Source organism: Rhizobium sp. RCC_161_2 (genome assembly GCF_041355235.1).
Taxonomy (GTDB): Bacteria; Pseudomonadota; Alphaproteobacteria; order Rhizobiales; family Rhizobiaceae; genus Rhizobium.
On record NZ_JBFUPL010000001.1, the window covers coordinates 310,006 to 332,593 of the forward strand.

The window sequence follows — 22,588 nt, forward strand, 5'->3', positions numbered from 1 at the left end:
CCTCTCGCGCATTGCCGCGCCGCGCTTCCGCCTGATATTACAGTCGCGATTTCGTCGTATGATTTAGTGTCGACTTTCAGGAGGAGCCATCATGACAGAACTCGCGCAATCCCTCGCATCCATTCGCATTCCCGACCTCGCCGGCAGGCGGGTGCTGATTACCGGCGCCTCGACCGGCATCGGTGCGGCCCTTGCCCGCGCTTTTGCGCAGCAGGGCATGAAGGTTGGCATCCACTTCAATGCCAGCCGCGAGCCGGCCGAAAAGCTCGCCGCTGAGATCACTGCCGCCGGCGGGCAGGTGTATCTGATCCAGGGCGACGTTTCGCAGGATGGCGAGACCGAGCGTGTCGTCAATGAGACGGCGGAAGCCTTCGGCGGCCTCGATGGTCTGGTCAACAATGCCGGCGGCATGCTTGGCCGTGTTCCGACGTCCGAGATGAGTGATGCACATTACGAGCGCGTGATGAACCTCAATGCCCGCTCGGTGCTCGCCGCAACCCGGGCCGCACACCCGTACTTGAAGAAGCAGGGCGGTTTTATCATCAACACCACCTCGATCGCGGCCCGCAATGGCGGCGGCAACGGCGCTATTCTCTATGCCGCCTCCAAGGGCTTCGTCTCGACCATCACCCATGGCCACGCCAAGGAATTCGTCGGTGACAAGATCCGCGTCAACGCCGTGGCGCCGGGCGTTATCGCGACCCCGTTTCACGAGCGCTATACCAATGACGAGCAGATGGAATTGCAGCGCAAGACTATCCCGATGGGCTTCGTCGGCACCTCGGAAGACTGCGTCGGTGCCTACCTCTTCCTCGCCTCGCCAACCCTTTCCGGCTACATCACCGGCCAGGTGATCGAGGTCAACGGCGGCCAGCTGATGCCGTGAGGTGCGGCCGGCAATCGACTTTTAGCGCCGGGCAATGGTAATCTATGCCCGGCGGAGCATCGATGACGGAGCGTATGCGGATGGCAAAGACGCCCACACAGGACCTTGCGAAGACCTCCGTGCAGCTGACGCATCCGGAGCGGATCTATTGGCCGGACGACGGCGTCAGCAAACAGGATCTTGTCGACTATTATGCGCTCGTCTGGCCACGCATGGCGCCCTTCGTCGTCGATCGGCCGCTGGCGCTGCTGCGCTGCCCTGATGGTATAAAAGGCCCGCGTTTCTTCCAGAAGCATGCCTGGAAGGGCATCAATCCGCATATCGAGGAAATCGCTGATCCGCAGGACAAGGACGGCGAAAAACTGTTGCGGATCAGGGATTTCGACGGACTTGCCGCACTTGTCCAATCCGCCGCGCTGGAGATCCATCCCTGGGGCACGACGACGGCTCATTGGGAAAAGCCCGACATGATCATCATGGATCTCGACCCCGGCGATGACATCGCCTGGAGCGCGGTCATCGCAGGCGCGCAGGAGATAAAGGCGCGGTTTGCGGAGATGGGCCTTGCCTCCTTCGTCAAGACGTCTGGCGGCAAGGGATTACATGTAGTCGCTCCGCTCAAGCCGAAAGCGACGTGGCCGGATGTCAAGGCCGTAGCCGAAGCGATCGCGCATGGTATGAGCGCCGACAGCCCCGAAAAATATCTCTCGGTTGCCGCGAAAGCGAAACGGACCGGCCATATCTTCATCGATTACCTGCGCAATGGCCGTGGGAATACCGCCGTCGCGCCCTATTCGACACGCGCAAGGCCGGGGGCGGCTGTTTCGATGCCGCTTGCCTGGGAGGAGTTGACCGAGAAGATCGGTCCGGCATCCTTCACCGTCAAGAATGCGGCTTCGCGGCTGGACGACCGCTCGGCCGATCCATGGGCTGAATTCTTCGAAGCTGCGAACCCGCTGAAAGCCTAGCCTCTATCGAATGAACGGCACCAGCGCCGGTGTCGTGGCCTTATAGTCCACATAGGCCTGCCCGAATGTCTCTCTCATCCAGCGTTCCTCGATGCTGACGCGGCGCAGGACGGCGTGGAGCATGAAGGCGATCGCCAGCAAGGCGGCGACATCGCCACGCGCGAGCGCCGAACCGATGATGGCGAGCAGCAGGCCGGAATAGATCGGATGACGGACGATGCCGTAGGGACCAGTGCGGATCAGCGCATGATCCTCCTTGACTGTGATCACGCCGCTCCAGTTGCGGCCGATGTGATAGCGCGCCCAGACGGCAAAGCTTAGGCCGACGACCATTAGCACCGCGCCAATGCCATAATAGATCAGATTCTGCGGAACAATCTGGAATGAGAGTGGGCCAAGCCGGGCCGGGGGCACCAACAGCAGAAGGCCGCATATCCAGATCGGGGCGGTGTTCGAAAACCGCGACAATGGATCCTCGCTCCGCATCGTCTTCTTGACGCTGAACGCTGCGGTAGCCCAGATCAATCCCCAGATGCTCCAGCAGGCCGGAAAGAAGAGCGCGAGTAACCGTGCTTCGCTCATGCCGCGCTCCTGTCCAGCTCGGGATAATGCCGGAAGATATCATCTTCGTTGAAGGGAATGCGGTGCTCGGATGTGAGGTAGCGGGCAATGTTCGGGAGTTTTGCAACGGTCTCGCGCAAAGCCGCCAAGTGTGGATACTCGTCGGTCAGATGCGCCGTTGCGCGCGGGAAGGCGTAGCGCAGCCCTTCGAACACCTGAAACAATGACAGATCGACATAGGTAAGCCGGTTGCCGAATATGTGTATTGGCCCCTTCGGATTCTGCTCCAGGACGCGCTCGAAATAGCCGAGGAATTTCGGCATGCGATTGTCGAGAAACTCGGCGGCGCGGGCCTTGGCTTCCTCCTTTTGCTCCTCATAATATTTCGAGATGGCGATCGGGTGGTGCGTGTCGTGCACCTCGGCAACGAGATCGGTGATCGTCAATTGCAGGCCGTTGACCACATGGCGATGGCCTTGATCCTCCGGCGCAAGGCCGAGTTTGGGACCCAGATACATCAGGATATTGGCGACATGCGAGATGACGAGATCGCCATCCTTCAGAAAGGGCGGGGCGAGCGGAATATGCGCCTCCGACTTGCTCTCCATCACGGCAAACATCGCACGCATGCCCTGGCCCTCGCTCGTCGGGCCACGGCTGACGTCGACGTAATCGGCACCAGCCTCCTCAAGCGCCAGACGCACAAATTCGCCACGGCCCTGGATGCCGTCCCAGTAGTAGAGCTCATAGGCCATTCGAAGATCCTCCCGTCCCGTGTGCCGCCTGCTGTTCCCGCACAATCGTCATGAAAGCTTAGCATCGGCGTGGCGGAACGGAAGGGGCTGGACCTGCGACCATTTCTTCTCGATTCGGGCCGCTTGGATGCTTTCCGCAAATGCCGGGCTAATGATGAGCCTGTTGCTCATTGCGCTTGCGGGTAGCAGCCGCCTTCTTCGCGGATGCTGAACGTTCTGCTGCGGAGCGGCTCGCGGAGGCTTTTCCCCCGATCCGACCACCCTTTTCGGACGATGCATGGTTCTCGGGATGACCTCGGCCAGAGCCGGATTTCTTGCCGCCGCCGCTTTCCTTGTTGACGGTCGCCCAGGCGCGGCGTTCGGCCTCATCCTCGGAAACGCCACGGCTTTCATAGCTTTCCTCGATGTGCTCGGCCTTGTGCTTCTGCTTGTCGGTGTAAGCGGATTTGTCTCCTCTTGGCATGATCTTTCTCCTCATTGTGGATGAGGAGACCAACCCGTCGCCATGGAAAAAGTTCCGATCTTAGTGGGGTGCCGACGACTGCTTCGACACATCCGGAAGCGGCCGGCGGGTGGCTGTGCGGCTTTCCTTGCCCGATGCGGGAAACATGATGCCGACGGAACGGTCGATGATGAGGATCACCACCAGCGTCACTAGAAGATAGAGCGTTGCGAGAATAAGGAGCGATGTCATGGCGTCACATCGGCGCGGCCATGCGAGGCCAAGCTGCCACGACTATGGTCGGAACAGAGACGTCGCATGTAATCCACACACCTGTCGCTCATGATGATCAAGCTCCCTCTTCACCCGATAGCATCGATGTGTGACATCTGTTTGTGACGAGCGGGCAATTAGCCGAAATTGTTGAGAATTTCGATGGCTGGCAGCTCCAAGCAAACGACCCGGTGTTTGACACCGGGCCGCTCACTTCATCGACTGATCATCAAAAGCAAAAAGCGCCTTAAACCTTCGCTTCAACGGCTTTTTTCGATGCTCGTTTCGGCGCGGCCTTGGCGGCGACGTCACTGGCCGGCGCAGCCGCGGTAACCTTCACCTTAGGCGTTGCCTTGGGCTTGACGTCGATCTTCGCCTTGGGCTTGGCGGCGCTCTTCTTGCCCTTGCCGGTGCTTTTCTCAAGCGCGATGCGCTCCTGGCTTGCCTGCTCCCAGTGAACCGCATCACGGCCGGAAGGGTAACCTTCGGCCTCCCATATGGCGTAGGCACGTTTCTCGATCCATTCATCCCGCGATTCCAACATTGCCGATCTCCGTTCGCATCATTGAACATTGGTTGATGAAAAATACCCGTTCTTGAAACGCGGGCTTGCATGCCTCCCCCGAGCATCCGAGACGCTGGCTCCGACGAGCCATGGAGAAATTCAAGTCTCGACTCCCGAACCACGGCGGGCGCTTCGTACGAGAAATATAACCTACCATTGTGCACGGTAGCGAAGCGGCCGAACAATCAATATGACGACAGCACGACCATCGTTCAATTAAAAATATCTAATGCACAACCTATCCACATCCTTACTGCTACCGGTCGAGCGGCGTAGATGAAGCATACGGCTGATTGCAGCTTTTGTAGGCAAAGTTATACTCCGCGCATGTTCGATTTGCTGATTGCCCATTGGGGCCAATTCCTCGCCGTCCTGTCCATCGCCATGGGGACGGTGGCCGCCATCCATGCGGCGATGACGAAGGAGGATGTTCGCGCCGCGATCGGCTGGGTCGGCGTCATCATCCTATCGCCCATCGTCGGGGCGGTACTCTATGCGGTCGCCGGCATCAACCGCATCCGCCGGGCATCGCTGAGCTCGCAGCGTAGTGTTCTCTTCCAGAAGGACGCGGCGGGCGAGCTCGCCAGCTTCGACGCGCAGGGCGACATCGTACGCCGGACCTTCGGCGAACGGTTCGGATCGATGAAGACGCTTGGCGATCGCGTGTCGCGCTATCCGATGAGCACCGGCAACACCATCGAGATGCTGGAAAGTGGCGATGCCGCCTATGCGGCGATGAAAGCGGCCATCGACGGTGCCGAGCGCAGTATTCTGCTAGAGACCTATATTTTCGATCGCGATCCCATCGGCCTGCGCATCGCCGACGCGCTGATCGCCGCTGTCAAGCGTGGTATCAGCGTGCGCGTGCTGATCGACGCCGTCGGCGCCCGCTATTCGGTCCCGAGCATCATGGGCTATCTCAGCAAAGGCGGAGTTGAGGTCTACGTCTTCAACGGCAACGTCATCATCGGCCTGCGCTTGCCCTATGCCAACCTGCGCACCCACCGCAAGATCCTGGTCGTCGACGGCCGCATCGCGTTTACCGGCGGCATGAACATCCGCCAGGGCTTCACCCGGGAATTTGCCGCCGATCATTGCGCCCATGACACGCATTTCTGCATCACCGGCCCGGCTGTGGCAGACCTTTTCAACACCGCTGCCGAAGATTGGCGTTTTGTGACCGGCGAAGTATTGAGCGGCGATCACTGGCGGATTGCGACGCCAGCGAACGAGCCCGGCGCGCCGGTCTTCATGCGTGTGATCGTCTCCGGACCCGATCGCAGCCTTGAGACGAACCACAAGATGCTCATCGGCGCGCTGTCGATCGCCCGCACCTCCATCCGCATCATGTCACCCTATTTCCTGCCGGACCGCGAGTTGATCAGCGCGCTGGTGACGGCGGCAAGGCGCGGCGTCGAGGTGGATGTGGTCGTGCCGGCCGCCAACAATCTCGTGCTGGTCGACCGCGCCATGACGGCGCAGTTCGACCAGATGCTGAAGAATTATTGCCGCATCTGGCGCGCCGAGGGCGCCTTCGACCATTCGAAGCTTATGGCAATCGATGGCACCTGGGCCTATGTCGGTTCCTCGAACATGGACCCGCGCTCCCTGCGGCTGAACTTCGAGGTCGATCTGGAAGTGATTGACCATGGCTTTGCCCGCGCGATCGAAGCCCGCATCGCCACTGTTCTTGAAGCGGCAAAGCCGGTCGACCTGGCCAAGCTTCGAGCGCGCCCGTTCATCGTCCGGCTGATTGAAAAGATTCTTTGGCTCGGTTCGCCTTATCTTTGAACAAAATGCAGCGGTCCGTCTTTCCTGTAACGAGCCTTTTCACATGACAAGGCCGGCAATCGGTTCATATACTCGCTGAGACATAGCTTGGGGGGCTTTGAAAACGGAAACGGCCAACGGACAGATGCGAAAAAACAACGAAAATCTTCGGACAAGCATCTTCGAGTCCCTGAAGAACCGAAAGAAGTCGCGGGCAAAGCAGGCTGGCGATCGGACGCGTCCGGAAGGCACGTTGATCGCTTCCTACAATGTCCACAAATGCGTCGGTGCCGACCGTCGCTTCGATCCGGAGCGGATCAGCCGGGTCATCCATGAAATCGACGCCGATGTCATCGGCCTGCAGGAGGCCGACACCCGCTTCGGCGAGCGCACGGGCCTGCTCGATCTGCGCCGGCTGGAGCGCGAGACCGGGCTTATTCCCGTGCCCGTGGCGGGCGCCAGTAAGGCGCATGGCTGGCACGGCAATGTGGTGCTGTTCAAGCAGGGCACGGTGCGCGATGTGCATCAGATCAGCCTGCCGGGGCTCGAGCCGCGCGGCGCGCTGCTTGCCGAAATCGAACTGGCGCGCGGTGGAGTGCTCCGGATCATCGCCGCCCATCTCGGGCTGCTGCTTCGATCCCGCGCTCAGCAGGCGCGCCTGATCGTCGAGCTGATGAGTAGGGATAACGACACGCCGACCATCCTGCTCGGCGATCTCAACGAATGGCGGCTCGGCGACCGCTCGTCGCTCAACACTTTCCAGGCCGCGTTCGGTCCATTGCCGCCAGCGGTCCCCAGCTTTCCGTCCACTTTGCCGCTTTTGGCGCTGGACCGCATCATGGCAAACCGAAGCGGGTTGATCTCGACCGTCGAAGTCCATGACTCTCCCTTGGCGCGCGTCGCCTCGGATCATCTGCCGATCAAGGCCGTGGTCAGCCTTGAGACGTTGAGGGCCGAGACCGAGGCGCGCGCCGCAACGGCCTGAAAGGCGAACACTCTCGAAATCATCCGGGCGCGGGCAGGCTAAACCGTTGCGCGCAATGCACTTCCCGTCCATGATGATCTCGAATCCTCATCCGACACTGCGGACTGCTGATGCGTATCTTTCTCGTTCGACACGGCGAATCCCTGGGTAACATCAGCGACCAGGCCTACCGGCAGTTCGGTGATCACAATGTTCCTTTGACGCAGTGGGGCTATCGGCAGGCGCTCGAGGCCGGACGGGTGATCGCGTCCTATCTGGAGGGTTTGCCGGCCGCTGAAGTGCGGAAACAGAGCATTTGGTACTCGCCCTATCTCAGGACGCGACAGAGCAAGGATGCCCTGCTGGAAGCCTTGCCGAACGCATTGGTTGAGGATGTTCGCGAGGATTATCTGTTGCGGGAACAGGATTTCGGCCTCTTTACCGAGATCTACGATCATGCCGAACAGAAACGGAAGTTTCCCGAGGAGTTCGAAAAATGGGCGAGACTGCGCAATAATAGCGGGAAGTTCTACGCGCGGCCGCCGGACGGCGAGAGCCGGGCCGATGTGGCCCAGCGCGTCCGCCTGTTCCTTCAGACCGTCATGCACGACGCGAAGAATGGCAAGGACAACGTCATCATGGTTGGCCACGGCGTTACCAACAGGGCGTTCGAAATGAATTTCCTGCACCATTCCGTCGACTGGTTCGAGCGTTCGGACAATCCCGGAAATGCCGATGTCACCTTGATCGAGGGAAGCCTCAAGGACGGCTATACGTCAATTTTGCTCCATAAGGCGGTTGATCGGATCGCGGGGCAGACCGAATTGCGCGAGGCTTATGGTTCCGAGCTGACAGTGGCACCGAAGGCTGGGCAATAGACCTATCCGCCTCAATCCTTCAGTCGGTATTGCTCGAGCGCCTCGCGGCATCCCGCATCTCCAGATTTTCAGGCGCGGACGATACGGATAGTTGGTGACGAGCGAAAGCCCATCTTATAGGTTCCGCTTCGACGAGACCCATAAGGGAGGAAACCCATGCTGAAGACCCTGTTGATGACCGGAGCCGCTGGTGGCGTCGGTCAGGTGCTGAGACCACTTCTTTCAGAGATCGCCGAAAACGTCGTGCTCTCCGACATTGTCGCGGTGGACGATCTGCGCCCTAACGAGCGCTTCGTTGCCTGTGATCTTGCCGACCGCAGCGGCGTCGATGCGCTGGTCCAGGGTGTCGACGGCATCATCCATCTCGGCGGCGTCTCAACCGAAAAGGCCTTCGACCTCATCCTGCAGGGTAATATCATCGGGCTCTACAATCTCTACGAGGCGGCCCGGCAAGCCGGCAAGCCGCGCATCATCTTCGCCAGCTCCAACCATGCGATCGGCTATTACCGCCGGGACGAGCGCATCGACAGCGCCGTGCCGACGCGTCCGGATTCGCTCTATGGCGTCTCGAAAGTCTATGGCGAAGCGGTGGCGAGCCTCTATTTCGATAAGTTCGGGCAGGAGACGCTGTCGGTGCGCATCGGCTCTTGCTTTCCCGAGCCGCGCAATCCGCGCATGCTGGCGACGTGGTTCAGCGTCCGCGATTTTCTGTCGCTCTGCGGCCGCGCCTTTGAGACATCCCGCCTCGGGCACACGATCGTCTATGGCGCCTCCAACAATGACGAGCAATGGTGGGACAACCGCAACGCCGCATTCCTCGGCTGGAAGCCGCAGGACAGCGCCGCGGCTTGGCGCGAGCAGATATTGGCAAACACCACTCCCGAAGACCCGACCGATCCGGCCGTCATCTATCAGGGCGGCGGCTTTGCGGCAGCGGGACACCCGGAGGATTGAGGGGCTTAGACAACCTCAATCAACGTTGCGGAACAGCTTCCAGCGTGTTGGCTTGAAGGCGATGCGGTTGCGGTCAAGCGCGTCGGCCTTGTCCGGCGACAGCTCGATTTCGATGGTCTCGTGCTGGGCGCCGATGTTCATTTCAATGTGACGGGTGCCGGCAACGCGGCGGCTGGAGGTCAGCAGACCGGCGATACAGCCGCCGTCGCCCTCATGCAGCTCGATATCGTGCGGGCGGAAATAGAGATAGGCCTCGCCATCGGGCTCGTGCGGGGTGCTCAAGCCCAGCGGACGATCCTCGAACCAGATCTCACCATTGGTGACGCGCACCTTCACACGGTTGGACTGGCCGATGAAACCGTAGACGAAGGGCGAGTTCGGCGTGTCGTAGATCTCGTCCGGCGTGCCCACCTGCTCGATCGCGCCCTTGTTGAGTACGACGACGCGGTCGGCCAATTCGAGTGCCTCTTCCTGGTCATGGGTCACGAAAACGGTGGTGTGGCCGGTCCGGTCGTGGATCTCGCGCAGCCATTTGCGCAGATCCTTGCGAACCTGCGCGTCCAGTGCGCCGAAAGGCTCGTCCAGAAGCAGCACGTTCGGCTCAACCGCCATGGCGCGGGCCAGCGCCACGCGCTGCCGTTGACCGCCGGACAGCTGCGCCGGGTAGCGCTTCTCGAGACCGTTGAGCTGCACCAGTTCCAGCAATTCGACGGCGCGGCGATGGATTTCGGCGCGGGGAGGGCGGCGTGATGCCGAGCGGACCTTCAGACCGAAGCCGATATTGTCCAGCACCGTCATATGGCGGAACAGCGCATAGTGCTGAAACACGAAGCCGATATTGCGCTGCTGCACCGTCTTCCTCGATGCGTCTTCCTCGCCGAAGAAGATCTGGCCCTCGGTCGGCGATTCCAATCCGGCAATGAGACGCAAAAGCGTCGTCTTGCCCGAGCCGGAAGGGCCGAGCAGCGCGATCAGTTCGCTGGAGCGGATATCCAGGGAGACATCATGCAGCGCCGGAAAGCGACCGAATTCCTTGCGGAGGTTTTGAACGCGAACTTCCATTAACAATCCTTCAGTGACGCCGGCTGCCTGCGATCTCATCGCTATAGCGCAATTCCAGCAGCGTCTTCAGTATAAGTGTGACAAGGGCGAGCAGGGCGAGAAGCGTGGCTACCGCGAAAGCCCCCGAGAAATTATATTCGTTATAGAGAATTTCGACCTGCAGCGGCATGGTGTTGGTCTCACCGCGAATATGGCCGGAAACGACCGACACGGCACCAAACTCACCCATGGCACGGGCATTACAGAGCAATACGCCGTAAAGCAGACCCCATTTGATGTTGGGCAGCGTCACATGCCAGAAGGTCTGCCAGCCATTGGCCCCAAGCGACAGGGCCGCCTCCTCGTCCGCATTTCCCTGCTCCTGCATCAGCGGGATCAACTCACGGGCGACAAAGGGGAAGGTCACGAACATCGTCGCCAGCACGAGACCGGGAACCGCGAACAGGATCTGGATGCCATGGCTCTGGAGCCAGGGGCCGAGCGTGCTGTTCGAGCTGAACAGCAGCACGAAGACCAGGCCCGAGATAACCGGTGACACGGAGAATGGCAGATCGATCAGCGTCGTCAGGAACGCCTTGCCCTTGAATTCGAACTTGGCGATCGCCCAGGCGGCGGCAACACCGCAGACGAGATTAAGCGGCACGCTGATGCCGGCGACGATCAACGACAGTCGAATGGCAGCAAACGTCTCCTCATCCACCAGCGAGCTGAAGAACTGTTCGACCCCTTTGCGGAAAGCTTCGACGAAGACCGCGGCGAGCGGCATCAGCACCATCAGCGTCAGGAAGGCAAGCGTGATAGCCACGAAAATCCAGCGCGCGAACCGGCTCTCGGTGATGACCGAATGAACCGCGTCTGCAGAGGAGGGGGCATCATGCGCCATAGCCGTACCTCCTTCTGCTCCAGGATTGAATGAGATTGATGATCAGCAACATGATGAAAGAGATGATCAGCATCATCGTCGCGATCGCCGTGGCTGCGGCGTAATTATATTCCTCGAGCTTGATGACGATCAGCAATGGCGCGATCTCGGAAACATAGGGCCTGTTACCGGCGATGAAGATCACCGAGCCATATTCGCCGGCCGCACGCGCAAAAGCGAGCGCAAAGCCGGTGAGGGCAGCTGGCGCGAGGCCCGGCAGCAGAACGCGGGTGATCGTCTGGAAGCGGCTGGCGCCGAGCGTTGCCGCGGCCTCTTCAACTTCGCGGTCGATCTCCTCCATGACCGGCTGCGCCGTCCGCACCACGAAGGGCAGGCCAACGAAGATCAGTGCGATGACGATGCCGATGGGTGTGAAGGCGATCTTGATGCCGAGCGGTGCCAAGAACTGCCCGATCCAGCCGTTCGGCGCATAAAGCGTCGTCAGCGCGATACCGGCAACCGCGGTTGGCAGCGCGAAGGGCAGGTCGACCATCGCGTCGATGATGCGCTTGCCGGGGAAACGATAGCGCACCAGGACCCAGGCCATGATCAGCCCGAAGACGGCATTGACGATCGCCGCGATGAAGGCGCCGCCAAAGCTCATGCGCAAGGCATTGAGCGTGCGCTGATCAAGCGCGATCGCCCAGAATTGGGACCAACCGAGAGAACTGCTCTTCCACAGCAATCCCGAAAGCGGGATGAGAACGATCAGGATAAGCCAAGTCAAGGTAACGCCGAGCGCCAATCCGAATCCCGGAATGACACTCGGCTGCCGAAACCGCCACCGTTTGCGGGTTATTGCATGCATTCAGAATTATTGTCCCGGCTTGTAAATCTGGTCGAAGACGCCGCCATCGGCGAAGAACTTCGGCTGAGCTTGAGACCATCCACCAAAATCGTCAATGGTTGCAAGCTTCAATGCAGGGAACCGTGCAATATCCTTGGGATCGGCCGCTTCCGGCTTGATCGGCCGGTAGTAATGCTTGGCCGCGATCTTCTGGCCCTCGTCGGAATAGAGGTAGTTGAGGTAAGCCTCTGCTTCCTTGCGGGTGCCCTTGGTGTCGACATTGCCATCGACGACGGCGACCGGCGGATCGGCGCGGATCGAAACGGTGGGCGTTACGATCTCGAACTTATCCGGGCCGAGTTCTTCGAGCGACAGATAGGCCTCGTTTTCCCAGGCGAGCAGAACGTCGCCGAGGCCGCGCTGGACGAAGGTCGTGGTCGCGCCACGGGCACCGGTATCGAGCACGGGCACATGCTTCAGAAGCTGGGCGACATAGTCCTGCGCCTTGGCGTCATCGCCGCCATTGGCCTGCTTGGCCCAGGCCCAGGCCGCCAGGATGTTCCAGCGGGCGCCGCCGGAGGTCTTCGGGTTCGGCGTGATGACTTCGACGCCGTCCTTGACGAGGTCAGACCAATCCTTGATGCCCTTCGGATTGCCCTTGCGCACCAGGAATACGATTGTCGACGTGTAGGGAACGCTGTTATTCGGGAACTTGGTCTTCCAGTCGGCGGGGATCTTTTTCGTGGCCTTGGCGATGGCGTCGATGTCGCCCTCAAGCGCCAGCGTCACGACATCGGCATCAAGGCCGTCGATGACCGAGCGAGCCTGCGCGCCCGAGCCGCCATGCGACGCCTTGATATTGACGGTTTCACCAGTATCCTTCTTCCACTTGGCGGCGAAGGCTGCGTTGAAGTCCTTGTACAGTTCGCGCGTCGGATCGTAGGAAACATTGAGAAGCGTCTTGTCTGCGGCCCATGTCGGCGCTACGGCGCCAGCCAGTGAGAAACTGCCAATGAGAACTGCGGTGGCGAGAAGCCGGGAAAGCTTTATCGTCTGCATGGGTGACCTCCTTCGTTGTTACTTAAACCCTATCAACTTGGTCGTATAAAGTAACGAAGATTGTTCCCGCTTAGCGCGCATACATAGAACGGAATCCCATATAATCAAGGAATGTGAAATCACATTCCTGCGCTTTGACTGCGGCCAACAGCTAGCAAGCTATCAAATCGAGTCAGACATGAAAACCGAGTAGAGTTCGTCGGCGGTTTTTGCCTGCCGCATGGCCGGCAGCACGCCTTCGGCTCTGAGCCGTCTGGCGATGGCAGCGAGCACATTCAGATATTCGCTGCGGCCGTTTTCGCCAAAGAGCAGGACGAAGGCGAGGTCCGTCGGCACATCATCGATCGCCTGGAAGTCGACGGGCTGGCTGAAACGAACCATCAATCCGCGCGGCCGCGTCATTCCCGGGATTGCCGCATGCGGGACGGCTATGCCGTTGCCAATCCCGGTCGTTCCCAGATTTTCCCGTCCCTCTAATGCCTGCAGGACCGAGCCCTCATCGAGATCAAGGCAACGGGCCGCCTTCGAGGAAAGAAGCTGCAGCGCCCGCCACTTTGTCGGTGCTGAAACGCTGACGAAGACGTGTTCGGGCAGGATGATGGTGGAAAGGTCCATGGTCACTCTCGGGCTCGGACATCGATAATTCGAACATGACTTGGCCTCGTCGGTCTCTACGACGAGGCGCTGCCTGGTGCGCAGCCACGGGATCATGGCGTCATTCCGGCTCACGCAGGCGGTAGCCGACGCCGGTCTCCGTGGTGATGTATTGCGGCTGATCCGGAATCTGTTCGATCTTTTGCCGGAGCTGGCGGACGTAGACGCGCAGATATTGCACATCCGCCGCCGGCCCCCAGACCTGTTTCAACAGGAACTGATGCGTCAACACCTTGCCCGCATGCTGCGCCAGCACCCGCAGGATGTCGTATTCTTTCGGCGAGAGCTTTACCTCCTTGCCGTCGACCTTGACGATGCGCTTGACGAGATCGAGCGACAGGCCACCGGTCTGGAAAATAGCCTTCTCGCCCTGCTGCTGCAGGCGATGGCGCAGAGCGACGCGGATGCGCGCGGCGAGTTCATTCACGCCGAAAGGCTTGGTGACATAATCGTCGGCGCCGGTTTCCAGCGCCTTGACGATGCCGGCTTCGTCGGTGCGGCTTGAAAGAATGACGACCGGTATCTCCAAGCCGTCCTCGCGCCATTCCTGTAGCAGGTCATGGCCGGGCTTGTCAGGCAGGCCGAGGTCGAGAATGATCAGGTCGGGCCGATCTTCCTCCACCGATTGCTTTGCCGCCGCGGCGTTCGGGGCCTCGTTGACCAGATAGCCCTGGGCGCTCAAGCCAACACGCAGCAATTTGCGGATCGGCGGCTCGTCATCGACAACGAGTATCTTGACGGCGGTCGTGTTCATTTCAATTCATCCAGCTTAGGGAAATCTGTTGGTTTCGGCAGGCGAATGGTGAAGACCGCGCCCTGACGGTCCGTGCGGTTGCCGGCCGTAATCGTACCGGCCATGGCCTCGATAAAGCCGCGGCAGATGGAAAGGCCGAGGCCCGTGCCGGCCCGCACCTGATCGCCCTTGCGCACACGGTAGAAGGTGTCGAAGACTCGTTCGAGGTCGGCGGGCGGAATGCCGGGACCTTCGTCCATGATCCGGAAGACGACATTGTCGACATCCGCCCAGGCCTCCAGGCGGATGGTGGACTCTTCGGGCGCGTATTTGGCGGCATTGTCGAGCAGGTTGAACAGCACCTGCTCAAAGAGCACGGGATCGACCTTCACCATCGGCAGATCGGCCGGCATCTGTGTCTCGACGCGATGTCGGGCAAGGATTTTCGCGCCACGCCGAAGCGCACTGCCGACGATATCGCCACCATAGTGGAGAGCATAATTCGGCTCCATCGCGCCGGACTCGATCTTGGTCATGTCGAGAAGATTGGCGATGAAGCGGTTCAGCCGCTCGGACTCGTCGACCACCGTCGATAGCAGATCGACGCGATCCTCATGCGACATGGTTTCCAGATAGTCGCGCAAGGTGCCGGCAGCCCCGAGAATGGCGGCAAGCGGTGTTTTCAGGTCATGCGAGATCGAGGTCAGCAAGGCCGAGCGTAGCCGGTCGGCCTCGACGGCCAGCTTGGCGCGGTCGACATCGGCGACGAGTTGTACGCGCTCGATGGCAAGGGCGGCCTGATCGGCGAGGGCATCGAGAAGCCGCTGCTGCTCCGGCGTCAAAAGCGGCCCGTCGCGACGGTCGCTATCAAGGCCGATGACGCCGACGGCGGTGCGGCCGGTGCGCAGCGGCACATAAAGGCGCTTAGCGCCCGGCAGAGTATCGGCGCCACGGCCGGCGGCGTGATTGTGCTCCCAGGCCCAGCGTGCCGCGGCGATATCGGCGTCATCGAGTGTATCATCGGGTGGATAGCCGGCCTTGACCGCGATCGTGCCGTCCTCGGGTAGAAGCAGCACCACGCGCACTTTCAGCATCGATGCTAACTGGAAGGCCGTTGCCCAGAGCACGTCATCAAGCGTTCCGGTCCCGGCGAGTTTCTTCGAGAAAAGATAAAGATCTTCGGTCGTTCGCGCCCGCTGTCGCGCCGATGCCGCTTGCCGCTGCACAGTCGCGGTCAGGTTGCTGGCGATGATGGCGACGCCGAGGAAAAAGAAGAAGGCTAGCACGCTTTCAGGATCGCTGATCGTCAGCGTATAGCGCGGCGGCAGGAAGAAGAAGTTGAAGGCGAGCGCGCCGAGCAGGCAGGAATAGAGCGCTGGCCGCAGGCCTTGGGTGACGGCCGTGGCGAGCACCGCCATCAGGAATACCAGCGCCAGGTTCCGGACGTCGAGAACCTGGTCGAGAATGACGCAGACACCGAGGGCGACGGCGACATAGAGCGTCGCAAGGATGTAGCCACGAAGCTGGAACGGGGTTGGCACTGGCGCCGACTTGACGCCGTGGCTCGCCCTCGACGCCTCAGCGTCAGTGCCGGAGATGACGTGAACGCTGATGTCGCCGGCCTTGCGGATCAATTCGTAGGAGACCGAAGCCCTGGACCAATCCCGCCACGTGCCGACCTTCGGCGAGCCGATGACGATATGGGTGACATTGTTGCTGGCCGAATGACGGAGCAGCTCCTCGGCGACTTCACGGCCGGGAATGGTAATGGCCTCGCCGCCAAGCTGCTCGGCAAGCCTGAGTGTCGCGGCGATGGTATCACGCTGCGCCTCGGTCAGGCTGATCGCCCGGTTGGTTTCGACATAGACGGCCGCCCAGGGCGCCCGCAGGCGCGAGGCCATGCGGGCGGCATAGCGCACCAGCGAAGCCGAGCGCGGATGATGATCGATGGAGACCAGCACGCGTTCGCCCGCAGCCCAAGGACCGGGTATCGCATGCGCCTGCATATGGGTCAGAAGCTGGTCGTCAACCCGCTGCGCCGTGCGCCTCAGCGCCAGCTCGCGCAGCGCCGTCAGATTGCCGGGGGTGAAATAATTGGTCAGCGCCCGCTCGGCGGTTCTCGACACATAGACCTTGCCGTCGTGCAGGCGTTTGATCAGGTCGTCGGGGGTCAGATCGATGATCTCGACATCGTCGGCCAGGTCGATGATCGAATCCGGCACGGTTTCGCGAACGCGGACGCGGGTGATCTGCGATACGACATCGTTGAGGCTCTCGACATGCTGGATGTTCAGCGTCGTATAGACGTCGATGCCGCGATCGAGCAATTCCTTGACGTCGAGATAGCGCTTCGGATGCCGACTGCCATGGGCATTGGAGTGGGCGAGTTCATCGACCAGCACAAGGCCGGGCCGGCGTTTGAGAATGGCATCGAGGTCCATCTCGTCGAGCGCGCGGCCCTTGTAGTCGATGTTGACGCGGGGAATGATCTCGTAGCCTTCGAGCAAGGCCTGCGTCTCGCGCCGGCCATGGGTCTCGACCACGCCGACGACGACATCGACGCCGTCGGCAATCTTGGCCTTGCCGGAAAGCAGCATTTCATAGGTCTTGCCGACGCCGGGCGCCGCACCCAGAAAGATCTTCAGGCGGCCGCGCGTTTCCTGCCGAGCCTTCTCCAGAAGCGCGTCGGGGGAAGGCCTGTTCAGCGTGTCGCGGCTATCATCTGGCATCGATCGGTCTTTCTCGACGGGCGGTGGTCGAGGCGGTGATGGCCGCCTCAACCTCTTGGTCTTATTGAGTCATAGAAGCATCCAACGCCTGGTTCAATGCCAGGACGTTGACGACGGGCTCGCCGAAAACACCGAGTTCGCGAGGCTCGACGGCAGCGTCGACGGTCGCGCGGAGCTTGGCCTCATCCAGGCCGCGCGCCTTGGCGACGCGCGGGATCTGGAAATAGGCATCCTCCGGCGAGATATGCGGATCGAGGCCGCTGCCGGACGTCGTGACCAGATCGATCGGAACAGGGGCATTCGGGTTCTGCGCCTGCAACGTTGCGACATCGCCCTTGATACGGGTCATCAGGCTCGAACTGGTCGGGCCGAGATTGGAGCCCATGGAGTTGGCCGCGTTGTATGGTGCGGCAACTGTTTTGGTTGCGTCGTTCGGGTCTGCACCGGTCGTCGCCGACGGACGTCCATGGAAGTAGCGGTCGGCGGTGAAGCTCTGGCCGATGAGGCTGGAGCCGATCACCTTTCCGTCCTTCTCCACGAGGCTGCCGTTCGCCTGATGCGGGAAGAGCGCCTGGGCAATCCCTGTCATGGCAAGCGGATAGGCAAGGCCGGTGACGGCGGTGGTGACCACGATCATGACGATGGCCGGTCGGATTAGTTTCAGCATGGGAAAGACTCCTTAGACCAGGCCGATGGCGGTGATCGCCATATCGATGGCCTTGATGCCGATGAAGGGCACGATGATGCCGCCTAGGCCGTAGATCAAGAGATTGCGGCTGAGCAGGGCGCCGGCGCCGATCGGACGATAGCGAACGCCCTTCAGCGACAGCGGGATCAGCGCAATGATGATCAGCGCGTTGAAGATGATGGCGGAGAGAATGGCGCTCTGCGGCGTTGCTAGCCCCATGACGTTCAGCATCTTCAGCTGCGGATAGAAAGCGATGAACATCGCCGGGATGATGGCGAAGTACTTGGCGATGTCGTTAGCGATTGAGAAGGTGGTGAGCGCGCCGCGGGTCATCAGCAACTGCTTGCCGATTTCGACGATCTCGATGAGTTTCGTCGGGTCGCTGTCGAGGTCGACCATGTTGCCGGCCTCGCGGGCGGCAACCGTGCCGGTGTTCATGGCGACACCGACGTCGGCCTGGGCAAGTGCCGGGGCGTCGTTGGTGCCGTCGCCGCACATGGCAACGAGCTTGCCCTTCGCCTGCTCCTCGCGCATCAGCGCCAGCTTCATTTCCGGCGTTGCCTGGGCAAGGAAATCGTCCACGCCGGCTTCCGCGGCGATGGCTGCAGCCGTCAGCGGGTTGTCGCCGGTGATCATCACCGTGCGGATGCCCATGCGGCGCAGTTCGGCGAAACGCTCGCGGATCCCGCCCTTGACGATGTCCTTGAGCTGGATGACGCCGAGCAGGCGGCCGTCGCGGGCAACGGCAAGCGGTGTGCCGCCGGCCTTGGAGATTTCGTCCGAAATCGCCTGCAATTCGCGGACGGTCTCGCTGCTGGTGCGCGAAATCACTGTCGCGCCGGCGCTGGAGGCAGCAGTGGCGCTGCCGTTGACATAGGCCAACACCGCGTCCACCGCACCCTTGCGGATGGAAGAGCCTTCGACATCGACGCCACTCATGCGGGTCTGGGCGGTGAAAGGCACGAAAGTGGCCTTCAGGCTGGTCATGTCGCGGCCACGGATCGCGTATTTCTCCTTGGCGAGCACGACAATGGAACGGCCCTCAGGCGTTTCGTCGGCGAGCGAAGCGAGCTGTGCCGCATCGGCCAGATCCTGCTCCGTCACGCCCTTGACCGGGCGGAACGAGGTGGCCTGGCGGTTGCCGAGGGTGATCGTGCCGGTCTTGTCGAGCAGCAGCGTGTCGACGTCACCGGCGGCCTCGACGGCACGGCCGGACATGGCAAGCACGTTGAAGCGCACAAGGCGGTCCATGCCGGCAATGCCGATGGCGGAGAGGAGCGCACCGATGGTGGTGGGGATCAGCGTTACGAACAGAGCGACGAGAACGACGGTTGGGATCGAGCCGCCGGCATAGGTCGCAAAGCTCGGGATCGTCACCGTGGCGAGTACGAAGATCAGCGTCATGCCTGCGAGCAGGATGTTGAGCGCAATCTCGTTCGGGGTCTTCTGACGTTCAGCACCTTCGACGAGCGCGATCATGCGGTCGATGAAGGTCGAGCCGGCAGCCGCGGTGATGCGAACACGGATCTCATCGGAGAGCACCTGCGTGCCGCCTGTGACGGCCGAGCGGTCGCCGCCGGATTCGCGGATGACAGGCGCCGATTCACCTGTAATCGCCGCTTCGTTGACCGAGGCCACACCTTCGATGACTTCGCCGTCGGAGGGGATGATGTCGCCGGCTTCGACCAGTACGACATCGCCGACCTTCAGGCTGGTGCCGGGCACCATCTTATAATCGGAGCGGCTATTGCCGGAGAGAAGCTTGGCCTGCGTCTCGGTGCGCGCCTTGCGCAGCGAGTCGGCCTGGGCCTTGCCGCGGCCTTCGGCGACGGCTTCGGCGAAGTTGGCAAACAGCACGGTGAACCAGAGCCAGATATTGATCTGGAGCGAGAAGCCGAGATTGCCACCGCCGGTCAAAAGATCGCGCAGGAAGAGCACGGTGGTCAGCGCCGAGACGACGGCAACCACGAACATGACGGGGTTCTTGGCAAGCGTCCGCGGGTTCAGCTTCTTGAAAGCGGCGCCCACGGCCGGAACGAGGATGCGAGAATCCAAAATACTCGCGGATTTTAACTGGCTCATAAGAGACTCCAGCGTGAAGAGGGAAAAGGGAGACCGGGATTGCCCGGTCAGCCAAGTAAGAATCCGAAGACGGCAAGGCCGAGGAACAGCGTGACCATCGCCACCAGTATGGCATCGGAAGCGCAGGCCGTTCGGGCCGGGCCACGCCCACTGTCCAAGGGGCGTGGATCGATGAGCTTTCGAAGCTTAGGCATGAGTGGCTGCGTCATCGCCATATTCCTCAGAAGGCCTGGCCGGCGATCATCGACAGATGCTCGACGATCGGACCGAGCGCGAGCGCCGGGAAGAAGGTCAGACCACCGACGATTAGGATCGTGCCAACCAGCAAGCCGACAAATAGCGGACCGTCCGTCGGGAAGGTGCCGGCCGAGGCCGGAACTGTCTTCTTGGCGATCAGCGAACCGGCAATGGCAAGTGCGGGAACGATGACCAGGAAGCGGCCGATCAGCATGACGACACCAAGCGTGATGTTGTACCAGGTCGTGTTGGCGGAGAGGCCGGCGAAGGCCGAGCCGTTATTCGCGGCTGCCGAGCTGTAGGCGTAGAGGATTTCCGAGAAACCGTGCGGACCGGGGTTGCCGATGGCCGCGACCGCGCTAGGCAGGACGACGGAGATCGCGGTGAAGATCAGCATGCCGGCAGGCAAGCAGAGAACAGCGAGCATCGCCATCTTCACTTCCTTGGCCTCGATCTTCTTGCCGAGATATTCCGGCGTGCGCCCGACCATCAGGCCGGCGACGAAGATGGCGATGATGACGAACATCAGGATGCCGTAGAAACCGGCGCCGACGCCACCGACGATGACTTCGCCGAGCTGCAGGTTGATCAAGGGGATCATGCCGCCAATCGCCGTGAAGCTGCCGAGCATGCCATTGACCGCGCCGCAGGACGCCGCCGTGGTGATGACCGCGAAGAGCGACGACATGGTGATGCCGAAGCGCACTTCCTTACCTTCCATATTGCCACCCTGGACGCCGAGCGCATGCACCAGCGGATTGCCGGCAGCTTCAGCCCAATAGGTGACGATGACACCGGCGATGAACAGCGTGCCCATCGCGGCGAGGATTGCCCAGCCTTGACGCTGGTTGCCGACCATGCGCCCGAAGACGTTGGTGAGCGCCGCGCCGATGGCGAAAATCGCCAGCATCTGGATCATGTTGGAGATCGCATCCGGATTTTCGAAGGGATGAGCGGAGTTGGCGTTGAAGAAGCCACCGCCATTGGTGCCGAGCATCTTGATCGCAAGCTGCGAGGCAACCGGGCCGACGGCAATCGTCTGCTGCGCGCCTTCGAGCGTGGTCGCGTTGACATAGGGGCCGAGTGTCTGCGGCACGCCGAGATAGACGAAGACCAATGTCATGACGATGCAGGCCGGAAGCAGGACATAGAGCGTCGCCCGGGTCAGATCGACCCAGAAATTGCCGATCGCCTTGCCCGAGGCGCGCGAGAAGGCGCGGATCAGCGCAATGGCCAGCGCGATGCCGGTCGCGGCGGAGGCGAAGTTCTGGACGGTCAAGCCGGCCATCTGCACGAGATACGACATCGTGCTTTCGCCGCCGTAGTTCTGCCAGTTGGTGTTGGTCACGAAGCTGGCGGCGTTGTTGAACGAGAGCTCCGGACCGATCGAGCTCATGCCCGCCGGGTTGTAGGGCAGGCTCGCCTGGAACCGCTGCAGCATATAGAGCACGAAGAAGCCGGCGAGGCTGAAAAGCAGCATGGAGATCGAATAGGTCGTCCAGTGCTGTTCCTCGCGCTCATCCGTTCCCGCAATGCGATAAAGCCCCCGTTCCAGCGGACCGAGGACGTAGGAGAGAAGTGTGCGCTCGCCCGTGAAGACACGCGTCATGTAACCGCCGAGCGGTTTGACGAGCACAAGGAGGATCCCGATATAGATCAGGATCTGAAGCCATCCATTGAAGGTCATGGGGGTAACTTTCCCTATCTGGCGCTAAAAATTAAAAGCGCTCAGGGCGAATGAGAGCGTAGATCAGGTAAGCGGTGAGAAAGAGCGTCACGCCGCCGCCGAGAATATAATCCAGGAGCATTGGTGTCTCTCCGACTAGAGGCTGTCGCAGGCTTTGGTATAAGCGATGCACAGAATGAAAAATAAAACGCCGATCCCGATAAGAAGAATGTCCATCATCGATCGTTGATCCTTGACTGTTCTTGTTGAACACCGAAATGGACCGAAGGCACCTTCAAAGAAGGCGCCTTTCGTTTCTTCCCGGCATGGAGATCATCCTTTAGATATCTCTAATGTCAATATGCGCCCAAACTGCATTAAGGTTCGAGACGGCGGGGAGGGGAAAGATATAAAAATCTTATAAATGCCGGCTGTGTGGGGAGAGATCTATCGCCGGCCGCGCTCTTGGCTCCATCCATGGCTGCTCTCCCGCTGGCGACATCATAATCCAGATTTCGCCATTCGAATCAGATCAATAGGCCGGGTCGACAATAGCGAGACGGAAAATTGATGACGTTGAATGAAAGCGACCGGAGCCTTATCGAAACGATGAGACGGTACTTTGTGGTGAAGGCCGACGTAAGTGAATTGAAAGCGCGCCTGGAAACGGCAAGGCGGGAGACCGGCGAGGATATCGGAGCCTTTTACAATCCGCGTACCAACCCCAATCACGCGATCGATATCCTGCGATCGCATGTGTTGAAACAGGAAATGGTCTCCCTGATGAACCAGGCGGAAGCCTGGGCGAGGGGAGCGGACGTACCTCAGGACTTTGGCCAGAATTTTGACGCGATCCAAGACACCGACATTGTGAGCGCCGAATAACTCCCAGTCAGTCAGGCCGCAGCAGCCACACACAGGAGATTAATCCGCGAAGCTCGAAATCCATCCCT

At 60.8% G+C, this 22,588-nt stretch carries 24 protein-coding genes; 7 read left to right on the top strand and 17 right to left on the bottom strand.

Annotated elements, in window-relative coordinates; all coding sequences use genetic code 11:
• Positions 1–91 precede the first annotated feature (91 nt).
• Together AB6803_RS01355 and ligD are read left to right on the top strand one after the other, a co-directional pair.
• Positions 92–886 (top strand): SDR family NAD(P)-dependent oxidoreductase, encoded by a 795-nt coding sequence (locus AB6803_RS01355; protein WP_371107173.1) that lies wholly within the window; start codon positions 92–94, stop codon positions 884–886.
• A gap of 80 nt (positions 887–966) precedes the next feature.
• Complete coding sequence (gene ligD, locus AB6803_RS01360) at positions 967–1,854, top strand: non-homologous end-joining DNA ligase (RefSeq protein WP_371107684.1); 888 nt, start codon at positions 967–969, stop codon at positions 1,852–1,854.
• 3 nt (positions 1,855–1,857) lie between these two features.
• Here the strand turns inward: ligD and AB6803_RS01365 are convergent, their stop codons facing one another.
• The 5 genes from AB6803_RS01365 to AB6803_RS01385 form a co-directional block, all read right to left on the bottom strand.
• The gene (locus AB6803_RS01365) at positions 1,858–2,436 is read right to left on the bottom strand and encodes an isoprenylcysteine carboxylmethyltransferase family protein (protein WP_371107174.1); all 579 of its coding nucleotides are present in this window, start codon (positions 2,434–2,436) and stop codon (positions 1,858–1,860) included.
• Positions 2,433–3,170, bottom strand: coding sequence for a glutathione S-transferase (locus tag AB6803_RS01370; protein ID WP_371107175.1), 738 nt, complete (start codon positions 3,168–3,170; stop codon positions 2,433–2,435). The genes AB6803_RS01365 and AB6803_RS01370 overlap by 4 nt, the downstream gene beginning before the upstream one ends.
• A gap of 148 nt (positions 3,171–3,318) precedes the next feature.
• Entirely contained in the window at positions 3,319–3,633 is a 315-nt protein-coding gene (locus AB6803_RS01375) for a plasmid stabilization protein (protein ID WP_371107176.1), read from the bottom strand.
• A 60-nt stretch (positions 3,634–3,693) separates the two neighbouring features.
• A complete protein-coding gene (locus tag AB6803_RS01380; protein WP_371107177.1) occupies positions 3,694–3,864 on the bottom strand; it encodes a hypothetical protein in 171 nt (56 codons plus the stop codon).
• Between the two features lie 268 nt (positions 3,865–4,132).
• Positions 4,133–4,429, bottom strand: coding sequence for a DUF2934 domain-containing protein (locus AB6803_RS01385; protein ID WP_371107178.1), 297 nt, complete (start codon positions 4,427–4,429; stop codon positions 4,133–4,135).
• Positions 4,430–4,777: 348 nt separating this feature from the next.
• On the opposite strand from AB6803_RS01385, the gene AB6803_RS01390 reads away from it, so the two are divergent.
• From AB6803_RS01390 to AB6803_RS01405, 4 genes are all read left to right on the top strand, one after another.
• Positions 4,778–6,241 carry a phospholipase D-like domain-containing protein gene (locus AB6803_RS01390; RefSeq protein WP_371107179.1) on the top strand — a complete coding sequence of 488 codons (1,464 nt, stop codon included), beginning with the start codon at positions 4,778–4,780 and terminating at the stop codon, positions 6,239–6,241.
• A 124-nt stretch (positions 6,242–6,365) separates the two neighbouring features.
• Positions 6,366–7,205, top strand: a complete 840-nt coding sequence (locus tag AB6803_RS01395; RefSeq protein WP_371107180.1) for an endonuclease/exonuclease/phosphatase family protein — start codon at positions 6,366–6,368, stop codon at positions 7,203–7,205.
• A 110-nt stretch (positions 7,206–7,315) separates the two neighbouring features.
• Complete coding sequence (locus AB6803_RS01400; RefSeq protein WP_371107181.1) at positions 7,316–8,062, top strand: histidine phosphatase family protein; 747 nt, start codon at positions 7,316–7,318, stop codon at positions 8,060–8,062.
• Positions 8,063–8,218: 156 nt separating this feature from the next.
• Positions 8,219–9,016, top strand: a complete 798-nt coding sequence (locus AB6803_RS01405) for an NAD-dependent epimerase/dehydratase family protein (protein WP_371107182.1) — start codon at positions 8,219–8,221, stop codon at positions 9,014–9,016.
• Between the two features lie 15 nt (positions 9,017–9,031).
• Here AB6803_RS01405 and AB6803_RS01410 read toward each other — a convergent pair whose 3' ends face one another.
• The 12 genes from AB6803_RS01410 to kdpF all read right to left on the bottom strand — a co-directional run bounded on the left by AB6803_RS01410 (position 9,032) and on the right by kdpF (position 21,777).
• Positions 9,032–10,078, bottom strand: a complete 1,047-nt coding sequence (locus AB6803_RS01410; protein WP_371107183.1) for a sulfate/molybdate ABC transporter ATP-binding protein — start codon at positions 10,076–10,078, stop codon at positions 9,032–9,034.
• Positions 10,079–10,088: 10 nt separating this feature from the next.
• Positions 10,089–10,961, bottom strand: a complete 873-nt coding sequence (gene cysW / locus AB6803_RS01415; RefSeq protein WP_007691789.1) for a sulfate ABC transporter permease subunit CysW — start codon at positions 10,959–10,961, stop codon at positions 10,089–10,091.
• Positions 10,951–11,808, bottom strand: a complete 858-nt coding sequence (gene cysT / locus AB6803_RS01420; RefSeq protein WP_007691788.1) for a sulfate ABC transporter permease subunit CysT — start codon at positions 11,806–11,808, stop codon at positions 10,951–10,953. Before cysT ends, cysW begins: the two co-directional genes overlap by 11 nt.
• Before the next feature lie 6 nt (positions 11,809–11,814).
• On the bottom strand, positions 11,815–12,846 hold the full coding sequence (locus AB6803_RS01425; RefSeq protein ID WP_371107184.1) for a sulfate ABC transporter substrate-binding protein: 1,032 nt from the start codon (positions 12,844–12,846) through the stop codon (positions 11,815–11,817).
• 162 nt (positions 12,847–13,008) lie between these two features.
• A complete protein-coding gene (locus AB6803_RS01430) occupies positions 13,009–13,461 on the bottom strand; it encodes a PTS sugar transporter subunit IIA (RefSeq protein WP_371107185.1) in 453 nt (150 codons plus the stop codon).
• 100 nt (positions 13,462–13,561) lie between these two features.
• Positions 13,562–14,254: a response regulator transcription factor gene (locus AB6803_RS01435; RefSeq protein ID WP_174164999.1), complete on the bottom strand. Its 693-nt coding sequence runs from the start codon at positions 14,252–14,254 to the stop codon at positions 13,562–13,564.
• The gene (locus AB6803_RS01440) at positions 14,251–16,962 is read right to left on the bottom strand and encodes a DUF4118 domain-containing protein (protein WP_371107186.1); all 2,712 of its coding nucleotides are present in this window, start codon (positions 16,960–16,962) and stop codon (positions 14,251–14,253) included. The genes AB6803_RS01435 and AB6803_RS01440 overlap by 4 nt, the downstream gene beginning before the upstream one ends.
• A 61-nt stretch (positions 16,963–17,023) precedes the next feature.
• Positions 17,024–17,629, bottom strand: a complete 606-nt coding sequence (locus AB6803_RS01445) for a K(+)-transporting ATPase subunit C (protein ID WP_371107187.1) — start codon at positions 17,627–17,629, stop codon at positions 17,024–17,026.
• Between the two features lie 12 nt (positions 17,630–17,641).
• Complete coding sequence (kdpB, locus tag AB6803_RS01450) at positions 17,642–19,732, bottom strand: potassium-transporting ATPase subunit KdpB (protein WP_371107188.1); 2,091 nt, start codon at positions 19,730–19,732, stop codon at positions 17,642–17,644.
• 47 nt (positions 19,733–19,779) lie between these two features.
• A complete protein-coding gene (locus tag AB6803_RS01455) occupies positions 19,780–19,941 on the bottom strand; it encodes a hypothetical protein (RefSeq protein WP_371107189.1) in 162 nt (53 codons plus the stop codon).
• An 11-nt stretch (positions 19,942–19,952) separates the two neighbouring features.
• Entirely contained in the window at positions 19,953–21,656 is a 1,704-nt protein-coding gene (gene kdpA / locus AB6803_RS01460; RefSeq protein WP_371107190.1) for a potassium-transporting ATPase subunit KdpA, read from the bottom strand.
• A gap of 31 nt (positions 21,657–21,687) precedes the next feature.
• Entirely contained in the window at positions 21,688–21,777 is a 90-nt protein-coding gene (gene kdpF, locus AB6803_RS01465) for a K(+)-transporting ATPase subunit F (RefSeq protein ID WP_034509905.1), read from the bottom strand.
• A 428-nt stretch (positions 21,778–22,205) separates the two neighbouring features.
• On the opposite strand from kdpF, the gene AB6803_RS01470 reads away from it, so the two are divergent.
• Positions 22,206–22,520: a hypothetical protein gene (locus AB6803_RS01470; protein ID WP_371107191.1), complete on the top strand. Its 315-nt coding sequence runs from the start codon at positions 22,206–22,208 to the stop codon at positions 22,518–22,520.
• Positions 22,521–22,588 lie beyond the last annotated feature (68 nt).